Annotated in this window: 9 protein-coding genes; 4 read left to right on the top strand and 5 right to left on the bottom strand. The window is 46.8% G+C overall.

What is annotated here, in order from left to right:
- Positions 1-4 precede the first annotated feature (4 nt).
- The gene (locus AC5JL3_RS06540; protein WP_496073701.1) at positions 5-751 is read right to left on the bottom strand and encodes a hypothetical protein; all 747 of its coding nucleotides are present in this window, start codon (positions 749-751) and stop codon (positions 5-7) included.
- Positions 752-756: 5 nt separating this feature from the next.
- Positions 757-2,346 (bottom strand): glycoside hydrolase family 57 protein, encoded by a 1,590-nt coding sequence (locus AC5JL3_RS06535; protein WP_192220399.1) that lies wholly within the window; start codon positions 2,344-2,346, stop codon positions 757-759.
- Positions 2,347-2,612: 266 nt separating this feature from the next.
- Between AC5JL3_RS06535 and AC5JL3_RS06530 the strand changes: the two genes are divergently transcribed.
- On the top strand, positions 2,613-3,806 hold the full coding sequence (locus tag AC5JL3_RS06530; RefSeq protein WP_496073700.1) for a histidine kinase: 1,194 nt from the start codon (positions 2,613-2,615) through the stop codon (positions 3,804-3,806).
- A 99-nt stretch (positions 3,807-3,905) separates the two neighbouring features.
- Here the strand turns inward: AC5JL3_RS06530 and mutY are convergent, their stop codons facing one another.
- The 3 genes from mutY to AC5JL3_RS06515 all read right to left on the bottom strand — a co-directional run bounded on the left by mutY (position 3,906) and on the right by AC5JL3_RS06515 (position 6,707).
- Complete coding sequence (gene mutY / locus AC5JL3_RS06525) at positions 3,906-5,006, bottom strand: A/G-specific adenine glycosylase (RefSeq protein WP_496073731.1); 1,101 nt, start codon at positions 5,004-5,006, stop codon at positions 3,906-3,908.
- Between the two features lie 149 nt (positions 5,007-5,155).
- A complete protein-coding gene (locus tag AC5JL3_RS06520; protein WP_192220397.1) occupies positions 5,156-5,497 on the bottom strand; it encodes a DUF760 domain-containing protein in 342 nt (113 codons plus the stop codon).
- A 250-nt stretch (positions 5,498-5,747) separates the two neighbouring features.
- Positions 5,748-6,707: an RNA polymerase sigma factor, RpoD/SigA family gene (locus AC5JL3_RS06515; protein WP_496073699.1), complete on the bottom strand. Its 960-nt coding sequence runs from the start codon at positions 6,705-6,707 to the stop codon at positions 5,748-5,750.
- 727 nt (positions 6,708-7,434) lie between these two features.
- On the opposite strand from AC5JL3_RS06515, the gene AC5JL3_RS06510 reads away from it, so the two are divergent.
- The 3 genes from AC5JL3_RS06510 (at position 7,435) to AC5JL3_RS06500 (ending at position 13,794) form a co-directional block, all read left to right on the top strand.
- Positions 7,435-8,073: a histidine phosphatase family protein gene (locus AC5JL3_RS06510; RefSeq protein ID WP_496073698.1), complete on the top strand. Its 639-nt coding sequence runs from the start codon at positions 7,435-7,437 to the stop codon at positions 8,071-8,073.
- 193 nt (positions 8,074-8,266) lie between these two features.
- A complete protein-coding gene (locus AC5JL3_RS06505; protein WP_496073697.1) occupies positions 8,267-9,307 on the top strand; it encodes a glucokinase in 1,041 nt (346 codons plus the stop codon).
- Between the two features lie 377 nt (positions 9,308-9,684).
- Positions 9,685-13,794, top strand: a complete 4,110-nt coding sequence (locus tag AC5JL3_RS06500) for a response regulator (RefSeq protein ID WP_496073696.1) — start codon at positions 9,685-9,687, stop codon at positions 13,792-13,794.
- The last annotated feature ends 38 nt before the right edge of the window (positions 13,795-13,832 follow it).

Here is a 13,832-nt window from a genome sequence, read left to right as displayed (position 1 = left end):
ACAGCTATTCCAAATCATTTAAAAGCGACACAAGGAAAGCATCTGCTCCTTCAGTAGATTGGAAGAAAGAAGCAGGAGCTTCTTCTCTCAAGAAACCTGCTGTACCACTCTTCCTTACCAACTCTGAGGCAAACTGCTTGAGAAATTGTTCGCTTTGCTGCTGTTGCTCTGGCGAGCATTGAAAAGACTTAACTGTTGAGGTTTGATCGATGACGAAGGGATCGATGCCACTCAACTGCTTGAACTGATGGCCCATCGGTAGCCAATCTTTCACAGCTACCTTTGTAGGATGACCGTTGCCACACCAGACAAGAAGTTGAGTGTCAGAGGGCAAATCTTGTAGTGCCTGGACTAAATTCTTCGCTTGCTTCTCCTCTCGGAAATTAGTGTATTCCATCGAGAGGGGGTAATTTAATGGATATTCCTGAAAATTGATTTCGTAGGGAATGAGTGTCCAGCCCAAATCAAGCGCTGCTTGCATAAAGGCTCTCATATCCGGTTGATGAAGATAACCCATCCCTATTTTGACTTCAGGCAACTGTCGAGTCCGATTTGCCTCATCAACAAAGAACGGAGACAAAGCCTCCATCGCTAAGTGCCGTAAACCCACCTTGTGGGCTGTCGGTAGTATCCGTTGCCCAATCTGGCGGGTGCGAATGCAGCGCTTGAGACCATCGTGTGCTTCATTGATCATGACAACACGCGATCGCCTCAAACCAATTTCCAATAGTTCTTCTGGTGTTCGCCACATGACCTTTATAAAGGTCGATATACCCGATAGTTGATTTCGGGGAAGATATTGTCGATTTCCTCGACCTTTTCTAGCCAACCACTATCGATTTTGCCGATGTTGATGTCCTCGTAGAGCTTATTAAACCGCATCAGGTGCGATCGCGTCCGTCTCACAGCATACGGCACCATCGTCCCCGTCCGCATAATAAACGCCCAGTCCGACGACTGCGCCAGCAACAACTCTCGCGCCGCCTGATTCAGTGCCTTCCACTCTAGTTCATCCGCTGCTTCCCGCCGTCCTAGCTCAATCATTCGCTCCGCTGCTTTATGCAGGTGAGGATAAATCCAGGCATTAGTCTCATTCAACCAATACTCGTGGAACCCCTTATACCCCCAGCTAGACTGCGAGGGCTTACAGACTTGCTGCATCGGATTATCGTGCAAATAATCTGCTAGGTGCGTCATATCGTAAGTATTTTGGTCATACCAAGACTTGCGGAATAAGTAATCGATGAACCAAGGCCCTTCGTACCACCAGTGACCAAATAACTCCGCATCATAGGGAGACACAATAATTGGCGGACGCTGCATAATCCCAGCTAGATGATTAACCTGCTGCTCCCGGTTAAACATAAAATTCGAGGCGTGTTCTGCTGCCTTTTCCCTTGCCCAATAGGGGTCATACAATGCCTTATCGCCTAACCCAAGTCCACGCCCCGTAATTTTGTGATACTTAATACCAGTATTCTTCCGCTGCCCATTCGGCATGATGTAGGGCTTAATGTAATCGTATTCCGCTTCCCAACCTAAATCCTTGTAAAACTCCCGATATTCAGCCGCACCTGGATATCCAACTTCCGAAGACCAAACTTGCTGGGATGATTCCTGGTCACGCCCAAACACCGCCACACCAGTCTCCGTATAGATTGGCGCATAAGTGCCAAAACGGGGTCGAGGACGTGCATACAAAATCCCATGCCCATCAGTCAGGAAATAGCGCAAGCCAGCATCTGCCAGCATTCGATCAAGTCCTTCATAATAGGCACATTCTGGCAACCAAATTCCTTTAGGCGGACGACCAAAGTTTTGCTCGTAATGTTCACAAGCTACCTGAATTTGCGCCCACACAGCTTGAGGATACATCTTCATCAGCGGTAGGTAGCCGTGAGTCGCACCACAGGTGATGATTTCCAGGTTGTTGCTGTCTAAGAATTGCTTAAACGCTAATACCAGGTCACCCTTATACTGTTCCCAGGTTTTGCGAATCCGGCTGAACTCGTTAACGTAATATTCAGCCAGATAGCGGATATGACCGTTGTGTTCGTTAAACTCGGCTTCCTTTTGGACAAGTTCTTCCAGTAAAGCCAAGTGCTTGTCGTAGCGCTCTTGCAATAGCGGGTCACGCAGCATCGACACCAAGGGAGGTGTCATGCTCATAGTGATTTTGAAGTCAATGCCATCCTGCTTTAACCCCTCAAATACATGCAGGAGGGGAATGTACGTTTCAGTGATTGCCTCAAATAGCCACTCTTCTTCGAGGACATAATCACTTTCGGGATGGCGGACAAAAGGCAGATGGGCGTGGAGAACAAGAGCGACGTAGCCAGTAGCCATGGTGAATAGGACTCTGAATCGATGGGTAACGAAAACGGATGCAAGCTGGGAGTATTACGGTCTTTTAAGATTTTAGGACGAAAGGGACGGGAGATCGCACAGCCGCGTCAGGTTGCGAATAGAAGTCAACACCATAAGGGATGAGTAGTGCCGAAAATCTAAAATAGATATTAAATTGTAAGGAAGTTCATACTTCTGGCAACAAACAGTTGATCCTAACTGTTTTTAGAGCCTTATCCACGATCCTCGTGTTCACACCAAATTGCATGCAGGCAGCTCTTGAAAAGTCAGCTGATTCGGAAGCATCACTACAGCTACTGCTGTTTGTTGATGAACGCCCTAGTTCTCGGAAGCATATTCAGCGAATCCGCAGTTGCCTCGAAACGTTGAAGGTGGACTATCCGTTTGAGCTTACAGTCGTGGACGTTGGAGAGCAGCCCTATTTGGCTGAGCATTTCAAGCTGGTGGCAACGCCAGCACTGATTAAAATTCATCCGAACCCTCGTCAAACCATTGCTGGTAGCAATTTGGTCGGTCAGCTAAAGAATTGGTGGCCACGCTGGCAACGGTCTGTAGAAGAATACGAACTGGGGCTTTCAACAGGTACCTGTTTACAATCACCTATCAGCTCATCTAATTCAACACCAATAGTACAGTCAGCCGCGAATTCAATTGCGGCTTCTGTGGAGTTGATTCAACTGTCTGATGAAATCTTTCGCCTTAAACAAGAAAAAGAGGAGTTGCTTGAGCAGTTGCGATTCAAAGACCAAGTAGTGTCAATGTTGGCGCATGACTTGCGTAACCCCCTGACAGCAGCTTCAATTGCTCTAGAAACTCTAGAACTAGAGAAACAGACACACAAAGAGGCAGGTGCCCTTCAGTTGACTCCAGCGATAAAAGCACGACTGTTTGAGCAAGCGCGTAGCCAAGTCCGCACCATGGATCGGATGATTACAGATCTGCTTCAAGCTGCAAAGGGAACCAGTGCCGAATTAAAGATCCAGCCTCACAAATTACTCTTGGGGAAACTCTGTCAGGAGGTTCTAGAGCGGATGAGTGAGCAGTTTCAGCTCAAATCTCAGGAGGTGATTACTGATATTCCCCAAGACTTACCCTGTGTCTATGCTGATGAAGAATTAGTACGCCAAGTCTTCGTCAATTTACTGGATAATGCGATTAAATATTCTGCTCCAGGTGGTAAGATTCATGTTTCAATTCTCCACCGGACGACCCAGAAAATTCAGGTGACTATTGGCGATGAGGGTCCTGGCATCCCTGAAGAAAATCGCGATCGCGTCTTTGAAAACCACTTCCGGCTCAAGCGAGACGAAGCAAAAGATGGATATGGTTTAGGTTTATCAGTCTGCCAAAAAATTGTTCGCGCTCACTATGGTAGCATTTGGGTAGATGCTGCTCCGAAGGGGGCGTGCTTTCACTTCACCTTACCCGTTTATCAATAGGGAGCATGGGAAGTCGGAGGAGCAGAGGAAGCAGGGGAAAATTTTTTATTACATATTAGGCTTTTTCAACAATTTAATTACCTTCATCACGCCATCCCTTTATCCCCTCATCTCCCCATTTTCTTGGCGTAAGGCGGCGATAATCTGGCTATTGGCTTTTGGAAAGGGAAACTGGTCAATTTCCTCTAAAGTGACCCAACGAATTTCGTCAGATTCGATAGGTTGAGGAATTCCTGTAAGGTAGCGGCAGTGATGTACGTTGAGGGTAACGCGAAAGTGGCTGTAGGCGTGATCGATAGTAATTAAGCGATCGCCTACCTCAATTTCAATTCCTAGTTCTTCCCGAATTTCCCGTTTAATACACTCTTCAACAGTTTCACCGAGTTCAATTTTGCCGCCAGGGAACTCCCATAATCCCCCTAACAAGCCCTCAGGTCGGCGACGATCGATCAAAATTTGCTGCTGGTTGTTCCAGATTACGGCAACACCAATATTTTTGTGGGGCAAGGGAGAAGAAGTTTCGCGCATGGGCAACTGAGATTGAATACCTCGATTGTAAGCCTGACAATGAATTGTCCAAGGGCAACTTTGGCAACTAGGATTTTTGGGCGTACAAATAGTCGCTCCCAAATCCATCAGTGCTTGGTTGAAGTCTCTAGGATTTTCTCGGTCAAGTAAGGCTTCTGAGAGTTGCCACAGTTGTTTTGTTGCTTTGGCTGGTGGTACGGGTAAAGCCTCTAGCCGTGCTAGCACTCGCTTAACATTTCCATCCAGGATGGCTAGCGGCTGATTGAATGCCGCACTAAGAATACCCCCTGCCGTTGTTCTGCCAATCCCCGGTAAAGCTAAGACCTCTTCTAGCTGTGTGGGAAATGCCCCACCCTGATGTTGCATGATTGCCTGAGCGCTGGTATGTAAGTTACGAGCGCGGGTATAATACCCCAAACCTTCCCAGGCTTTGAGTACCTGCTGTAAGTCGGCTGAGGCTAACTGCTCAATCGTAGGAAACTGCGACAACCACCGCTGATAGTAAGGAAGGACTGTCTTGACCTGGGTCTGCTGAAGCATAATTTCAGACACCCAGATAGCATAAGGGTCACGGCTACGTCGCCAAGGCAAGTCTCGACCAAAGTTAGCGTACCAACCAAGAAGCGATTGATGATGCGATCGCGCAGTTGTTGCCAACCCAGATTGCTCCACTTCAGCAGAGGCTTCTTTGTCAAGACTTTTTTGCTGTTCTTCTATAGTCGAAACCGACAGACTCACTTGCTGATCTGTCAGTGTTCGGTGTATTCGCAATAGTCGTATTTCCTCAAAAGAATCGTTGCTGCTGGGTATCAACTGGGTTACTAACCCACATCTGAAGAATGGGATTCAGCCGTTTGCAAAGATTTCTCAAAAACCATCCGTTGCTCAGCATTGCGGAGAAAATATCCACTAATCATTGCTGAAGCCAACAGGCGCCCCAAGTTCTCACGGCTTGTATTGATAGTAACGCCAAAGTGATCTGAGGGAAGGTTTCCTAACAACCCTACGATATTGCGTTCCATCACCTGAAACACTTCAGAGGACATCGGCTTAGATAGACGAGCCATCGTGTCTGGACTCATCGATTGCACGTACTGCCATAGCAAGTTGGTGTCAGCATCGCCTTCAAAAAATTCAGGAACTTGATTGGATGTGTTGTTCACCTTTTACCTCCTAGGTACGGCTCACTCACATCTTCCCACTGATGGAGGAGCAGCTTGTTGTTTCTTTCTCAACTGTGTTTGTCTCTGCAAATTAATGTAACAAGATAATCGCAATGACAAAGTGGGTGCAACCGAACCATTGATATCGGATTCTCTCACCTCTTGGGAATTTATTTATTAGTAGTTAAGAGCTAGTAGGCGAGTAGATTTTCCCTACTACCTACTAACCCTTAACTCTTCGAGTGTTCCGTTAGCTAGCTGCGATGTATTCGCGCATATCTGCTTTGCGCTTACGAAGTTTAGATAGGGCTTCCCGTTCAATTTGTCGCACTCGTTCACGGCTGATGTTGAGGCGATCGCCTATTTTGGCTAGTGTTAAGGCTTGTCCATCTGCTAAGCCAAATCGTAGCGCTAATACCTCTCTTTGCTGAGGTGTCAAATCCGCCATCAGCTTCTCTAAGTCAACTTGCATCGAAGATTGAGTTACGAAGTCTTCTGGCGAAGAACCCGTATCTTCCAGCAACTCTACGAGTTCTGTATCCTGGTTATCTCCGACACGCAAGTCTAAAGATAGCGGTTGACGGGCGCGTTCCAGGTACTCTCGCACCTGCTTAGGCGTTAATTCTAGTTCTGTTGCTAACTCGGAAACACTAGCCGCCCGTCCTAGTTGTTGAGCAAGCTGACGCTGAGCTTTCTTTATTTTGTTGAGCTTTTCAGTAATGTGGATCGGGAGACGAATGGTGCGACCTTTTTCTGCGATCGCACGAGTAATTGCCTGCCGAATCCACCAGTACGCATAAGTAGAAAACCGATAGCCTTTAGTGGGGTCAAATTTTTCAACACCCCGTTGCATCCCAATCGTGCCTTCCTGAATCAAATCCAGTAAGTCCACATTGCGCTTGATGTACTTCTTTGCTACGGACACAACCAGTCGCAGATTAGCTTCTACCATTTTGCGCTTTGCGGTTTCACCCGCTGCAAGGCAGTTGTTCAACTCGTCTTCAGTCAGGAAAGACGCTTCTGCCCACTGTGCAAGTGTTGGCTCATGACCCAGCTTTTGCCACAAGGATTCTTTCACATCCTGTAAAGCGGACAGTCGCTGCACCTGCTTTCCATACAGAATTTCTTGCTCATGGGTTAGCAGTGGCACACGCCCAATTTCTCGCAGATAGGTGCGGACTAGGTCTGTAGAGGTCTGAGCAGTTTTCATAGCGCTCGATCAAAGATAAATGGAGTTTAAGCAAACGTGCTGACTTTTGTACCCGGTTCACCACCGCATAACGGTGATTTAATCTCTATGAGAAAAAAATTTAAGGAATGTTTCGTAAATTGCGGCTAATTAACAAAGGGACTAGAGAGGAATTATAACTAGCCCTTGCTGACAATATAAAGTAGGCTGATAGTGTGTTCACCGTCAGAAGTATGACTATCGTCATAAAACTTTGTGTGTAAAGCCGCAACTGTTTAAATATTGTAACATTTATGAGAAAGGAAGAGCAAACTTAAAGAGTGGAAGTTAAGAACTGTTTCTGCTATGAGGCAGTAGTTAAGAGAGTACCCAGAGAAAGGCGGAACAATTGCATCCTGGAAAACAAAATGAGAAAAATCTTGTAGGACGCACCGCGAAGCCTCTCATCTAGCAGAAAGCCGTTAGCTATCAGCTTTTTTGTTTTCCTTGCCTGTCTCTTGTTTCACACACATCGACGCTTTACCTCATCCAATTGAAAACCGCCATATACTCATTTAGGCGATCGCGCTGAGCCATTTACTTCCTATGCGAAGTGGTCAGAAACTTTTGCCTTGATGCACTAGTATTGTCGAGGCAACTGCTATGCTGATGCCTGAAGATGCGTAAGTCCGACCCCTGAAGAGTTTGTAGTGTAGACAAAACCTTCACATCGGGTCGGGTGCAGTATTTAAATTCATCAACCAAATTCATGCGCCACACTGTTTGGATTGCAAGACATGGAAACCGCCTCGACTTTGTTAACCCTGAATGGTTCAACACGGCAAAGCGACCTTACGATCCCCCGCTTTCCGAGGATGGCTTTGAACAAGCCAAGCAATTAGGTCAACGTCTGGTTGGGGAAGGAATTAGGCACATCTTTGCCTCACCCTTTTTGAGAACTGTACAAACAGCAGTCCAGGTAGCAGACGCTCTCGACTTGCCCATCAAGCTTGAGTCGGGTCTTAGTGAATGGCTCAATCCTGAGTGGATGAATACGATGCCAGAAAAACTACCCATTGAAGTATTGCACGAGCAATATCCCCGAATTGATCTCAGTTATACATCGCGTGTAATTGCTCACTATCCAGAAACCAGCGTTGAGGTACTAGAACGCACGGCTGAAACGGCACGACGTTTGACGGCGGAATTCACAGAAGACATATTACTTGTAGGTCACGGTGCTTCAGTCGTTGGTACGACGCAAGGGCTAGTGGCTGGAACACCAGAAGTTCATGCTTCTCTGTGTTGCTTAGTCAAGCTGGTGCGTCAAGAACAAGGATGGATCATGGAACTCAATGGAGATACCTCACACCTGACTGAGACAGAGGACAGTATTCGCTTTAATTAAAGCTATTCAAAGGCATTAAAGATAACAGGGAAAATTCTCTGTCTGGGATAACCTAAGACTTGGAGAAAACTTCTCCTTATCTTGTATGGCAGTCGCTAATGATTGAGCCTCCCTTCGGGTGGACGCTACCCAAATCGGCTATCTGTCAAAATTCCTGTGGTCAACTACTAGCTAAGCAGCCAACCAAAAGCCCATGACATTACTATTGGCAGGAGACATCGGCGGTACCAAGACAATTCTGCGACTGGTAGAGGAATCAGTTGAAGGCTCATGGCCGACACTTTACGAGGCACTTTACGCTAGCCGTGACTTTCCCGATTTAGTGCCGATAGTACAACAATTTTTGTCAGCAGCAGGGCAGCGACTGGGTAAAGTTCCTCGTCCAGAGAAAGCCTGTTTTGCGATCGCAGGTCCCGTGGTCAACAATACCTCTATCCTCACCAATCTGGATTGGTTTCTCGACGCTAGACGCTTAGAGAAAGAACTCGATATTGATAAAGTCAGCCTGATTAATGATTTCGCCGCCGTTGGTTACGGTATTCTCGGCTTGGAAGCCAAAGATTTACACACACTGCAAGCGGCAACTCCTGAACCCCATGCTCCGATTGCCGTGATTGGTGCAGGTACAGGCTTAGGAGAAGGCTTTTTGATCCGATTGGGATCACATTATGAAGTCTTTCCTTCAGAGGGTGGACACGCGGATTTTGCTCCCCGCACTGGGCTGGAATTTCAGCTTTTGCAATACTTGCGAGAAAAATATGATATTCAGCGTATTTCGGTTGAGCGTGTCGTTTCTGGACAAGGGGTTGTCGCCCTGTATCAGTTCTTGAGAGATCGAGAGTTTGCCCCAGAATCCCCAGAAATTCAGGAAGTAATCAGAACTTGGGAACATGAAACCGGGCGCACTGAGAAAAGTGTTGATCCAGCGGCTGCGATCGCTAAAGCAGCATTAGAAAAACGCGATCGCCTTTGTGAACAAACTTTACAAATGTTTGTCGAAGCTTACGGTGCAGAGGCAGGTAATCTTGCTCTCAAACTTCTACCTTATGGTGGTCTTTATGTTGCTGGAGGAATTGCCGCTAAAATTCTTACCCTGATTCAAGAAGGTCAGTTTTTACGAGCCTTTGGTCAAAAAGGTCGAGTGAGTTCTTTACTCGAAAGAGTACCCGTTCATGTTGTCCTCAACCCACAGGTTGGGCTAATTGGTGCAGCGATTTGTGCCTCCAGAATATGACCGAAAGTCGCTGGTTAAACAAGATGCGTTTCTTCAGGGGGGTGTGCTACTAATTAGGTACAGCCTCAACAAGTGATATTCAGGGAATGGTTACGGATACTTTCGTAAATGACTACTGACACAAAAGGGTACCGGAACGTTACATATCATAATTCTCGGCTATTAAGCTGATCATCGCAGATGGGTTGAAACGTAGTTTAGACATCTGGCTGAGGCGGCAGCTTTATGTAAAGAAGACAATAATAAGCAGAGTACAAAGATTGGACTCTGTAATCTAATGCTGGGTAGATCAAGATACTCAGTTATGAATTAAAGGGCAAGCTTACCTGTTTCTCACTGATTGAGTGTTTTAGATTTTCGATTGATTAAGGAAGCATATGCCGGAGTTTCTGCAAAATCTTGTTGCGTCTGAATCATTTATTCCCCACGGGCATTGCTATTTATGGAAGCCCGGTTTAGTGCTGCTGCACCTAGTCTCAGACTTGACTATTGCCCTCGCCTACTATTCAATCCCGGTGCTGCTCGTTTATTTTGTGCAGAAGCGACGAGATGTACCGTTCCACAGAGTATTTCTCTTATTTGGTGCCTTCATCATTGCCTGTGGTACGGGTCACTTGATGGATATTTGGACGCTGTGGCATCCCGTTTATTGGCTATCCGGCTTCCTTAAGGCAATTACAGCTTTAATTTCGTTTTACACGGCTGTAGTGCTTTTCCCACTGATTCCCAAAGCCTTAGAACTGCCTAGTCCAGCACAACTAGAGGCAGCGAATCAGGCACTAGAAAATGAAATACGCGTTAGCGAAGCAGCCGCAAGGCATCGCAAACAAGCTGAAGAATATGTTCGCACACTGAATGCTCAATTGGAGGAGCGTGTTAATGAGCGAACAGCAGAATTAAGATTAGTTAACGAAAAATTAGAAGCCGAAATCGCTCAACACGTCCGAACGGATAAAGCACTTCAGCTGGCTGAACAGAACTATCGCAGCATCTTTGAGAATGCGATTAGTGGCATCTTCCAAGTCACACCAGAGGGACGCTACCTAAGCGCGAATCCAGCATTAGCCCGTATTTATGGTTACTCCTCACCCGAAGCCTTAATTGCAGGTTTGACAGAACTGAATCAAAAAGTTTACGTTGACCCGAATTGGCGTGCCGAGTTTACGCGCTTGATGCATCAGTACGGCGCTGTTTCTAACTTTGAGTCCCAAATTTATCGTCAAGACGGGAGAGCGATTTGGATTTCTGAAAATACCCGTGCTGTCCGTGATGCAAAGGGAGTGCTACTTTACTACGAAGGTTCAATCGCAGACATTACTGAGCGCAAGCAAGCCGAGGAAAAATTACAACAGAGTGAGCAGAAGCTGCGTCAGGTCATTGATTTAGTTCCTCACTTTATTTTCGCTAAGAATATTGATGGGCAATTCATTCTGGTGAATCGTGCGATCGCAGAGGCATACAACACCTCGGTTGACAAAATGCTCAACATGAAGGACGAGGACTTTGCGAAATCCCTAGAGGAGTCACGTCAATCCAGAGAAGAAGAGCGACAAATCATTCACAGTGGACAGCCTAAACATATTCCTGAACAAGTCATTACGGATGGTAATGGCAACGTTCGTATCCTCCAAACAACGCGAATTCCATTTTTTGTCGCTGGTTCAGCAACCCCAGCTATCTTGGGAATTGCCATTGATATCACTGAACGTAAGCGAGTCGAACAAGAACTGATTGAGAGCGAAGCGGCGATTCGTGCCCTATATGAGGTAACAGCCTCTGGACACCTAGACTTTGACCAATGCTTAGAAAGACTGTTAGTAATGGGACGGCGACAGTTTGGTCTTGAAATTGGGGTTTTGACTCGTGTTGAAGGCGATGCCTATGAAGTCATGGCAACCCAACTACCGAATAATCTCAATGCCAGAGGGGCAATTCTCAGTTTGAGGCAGACCTATTGCCATGAAACGTTGCAATCCGAAAAACCCTTATACATTGTTTCTGCCGGGACTTCAGAATGGCATGACCACCCTTGCTACAGAACTTTTAAGATAGAAGCCTATATTGGTGCGCCAGTTGTTGTTGCTGGTCAAGTGTATGGCACACTAAGCTTCTCCAGCTTCGCTCCCCATCAGAAACCCTTCAAAGCCTTAGACATAGAACTTTTACGGTTAATGGCACAGTGGATTGGTGGCGAAATTGAGCGCCAGCAAGCTGCACAGGAGCTAGCCAAAGCTCGTGACGAGGCACTTGCCGCAACTCGTGCCAAAAGTGAGTTCTTGGCGACCATGAGCCACGAGATTCGCACGCCGATGAATGGCGTAATTGGCATGACTGGACTGCTGTTAGAGACGGCACTAACGTCTCAGCAGCGTGAGTTTGTGACAACTGTCCGGCACAGTGGTGATGCCTTACTCACGATCATTAACGATATTCTGGACTTCTCCAAGATTGAGTCCGGCAAGATGGACTTGGAGGAGCAGCCGTTTGACCTACGAGATTGTGTTGAAGAATCCCTCGACCTCCTCGCTGCCAAAGCCACTGAGAAAAAACTGGAGTTAGCCTACCAACTCAGTCCGCAAACTCCCAGTATGGTTGTGGGAGATGTTACCCGTGTGCGCCAAATTCTGGTGAATTTATTGGGCAATGCCGTTAAATTTACTCAAGCTGGAGAAGTCGTTGTTGTTGTAAAAGCCAACAAACTGAATGAGCCAATCACCAATGGGAATACAGATCAATACGAAATTTGTTTTGCGGTAAAGGATAGTGGCATTGGCATTCCGTCAGACCGCTTGAACCGTTTATTTCAACCCTTCAGTCAAGTGGATTCCTCGACAACCCGGAAGTACGGTGGCACCGGGCTGGGACTGGCTATCTGCAAGCAACTCAGTGAAGTAATGGGAGGCAGAATGTGGGTTGAAAGTCAAGTCGGTCGAGGTTCAACGTTTTATTTCACGATTGTTGCCCAAGCCGTTCTCAGTTGCGATCTAAATGAACTTCATACACCTCAACCCCAGCTAGCGGGAAAGCGCCTGTTAATCGTCGATGACAATCAGACAAATCGACAAATTTTGACAATGCAAGCGAATTCTTGGGGAATGCCAACCTGTGCTGCCCAGTCTGCGAGAGAGGCGCTAGAGTGGCTACATCGAGGAGAATGCTTCGACTTGGCAATTCTGGATATGCAAATGCCAGAGATGGACGGGCTAACCTTGGCGGCTGAAATCCGTAAGCTGCCGAGTTGTCAGAAACTGCTCTTGGTAATGCTGACCTCTCTTGGCAAGCCAGGAAACAGCGACAAAACTAGCGAGCGTCACTTTGCGGCTTTCCTAACGAAACCAATTAAACAGTCTCAGCTCTATAATGTTCTGACTCAAGTTGTAGCCGGACAGCCGATTAAAGTTCGACCGTCTTATTTTGCCTCTCCGGAGATTGACCCGCAGTTTGCTGAACGCTTGCCTCTGCGGATTCTCTTAGCTGAGGATAATTTGGTCAACCAGCAGGTTGCATTGCACTTATTGCAGCGGATGGGGTATCGAGCAGATGTAGCAGGCAATGGCTTGGAAGTAATTGAAGCGCTTTCACGCCAGTCCTATGATGTGGTGTTGATGGATGTACAGATGCCAGAGATGGATGGATTAACGGCAACACGTCAAATCTGCCAAACCTGGTCGCCTAGAGAACGTCCTTGGATTATTGCAATGACAGCCAATGCGATGTTAGGAGATCGGGAGATGTGCCTACAGGCAGGTATGGATGACTACATCAGCAAGCCGATTCGAGTACCGGAACTAGTTCGGGTCTTGAGCAAGTGTAAAGAGGCAATCACTACTGGGGAAGAAAATGGGCGATCGCTTAATTCCAATGCCATTACCCATAGCTTAGTGTCTAATTTAAACAGTAGTGCCTACCGAATGTACGGACAGGCAACGTTGCTTGCTAAACCAGAGGATGAGACTTTTCCAGTAAACACTCTGTCCCCTCAAGAGTGGAACTCTTCTATTTTTAACAACACACGGGAAGCACCACTGCATTTAGAAAGCAAAGAAGAACTTTCTCTCCCTGCTTCCCCTACTCCTCTACTCTCTTCCTCCCCCTCATCCATTGATGCTGAAGTATTTCAAGGGTTACGTGAAATGATCGATCAAGATGATGTCTTGCTGGAAGTGATTGACCGCTACTTAGAAGAAACTCCGAAGCTACTGCAAACGATGCACAATCTCCTCACTTTGAAGCAAACTGAGGAGGCAACACAAAAGGATGCGACTGTTTTAGAGCGAACTGCCCACACCCTGAAGTCAACCAGTGCCATGATTGGCGCAACAAGGCTATCTCAACTTTGCCAGGAGTTGGAAACACTCAGCCTAGCCTACTCTAATAACGCCCTAGCTAGTGTCCTGGCTACTTCAGTAGCACTTTTATCGAAAGTGGAAACTGAGTATGAGAGTGCCAAAACTGCTTTACTGATTCAACGTCAATGCTTGATTTGACGAAGGCAGAAGGCAGAACCCTGAATCAGCTTTTCCTG

The sequence above is a fragment of the Symplocastrum torsivum genome (assembly GCF_059505465.1).
Note: the sequence above shows the minus strand (reverse complement) of the source record. Positions and strands in the feature narration are given on the sequence as shown.

Excerpts from the sequence above, each read along its gene's own strand:
- AC5JL3_RS06540 (WP_496073701.1), bottom strand. The coding sequence starts at position 751 with ATGTGGCGAACACCAGAAGAACTATTGGAAATTGGTTTGAGGCGATCG.
- AC5JL3_RS06535 (WP_192220399.1), bottom strand. The coding sequence starts at position 2,346 with ATGGCTACTGGCTACGTCGCTCTTGTTCTCCACGCCCATCTGCCTTTT.
- AC5JL3_RS06530 (WP_496073700.1), top strand. The coding sequence starts at position 2,613 with ATGCAGGCAGCTCTTGAAAAGTCAGCTGATTCGGAAGCATCACTACAG.
- AC5JL3_RS06515 (WP_496073699.1), bottom strand. The coding sequence starts at position 6,707 with ATGAAAACTGCTCAGACCTCTACAGACCTAGTCCGCACCTATCTGCGA.
- AC5JL3_RS06510 (WP_496073698.1), top strand. The coding sequence starts at position 7,435 with ATGCGCCACACTGTTTGGATTGCAAGACATGGAAACCGCCTCGACTTT.
- AC5JL3_RS06505 (WP_496073697.1), top strand. The coding sequence starts at position 8,267 with ATGACATTACTATTGGCAGGAGACATCGGCGGTACCAAGACAATTCTG.
- AC5JL3_RS06500 (WP_496073696.1), top strand. The coding sequence starts at position 9,685 with ATGCCGGAGTTTCTGCAAAATCTTGTTGCGTCTGAATCATTTATTCCC.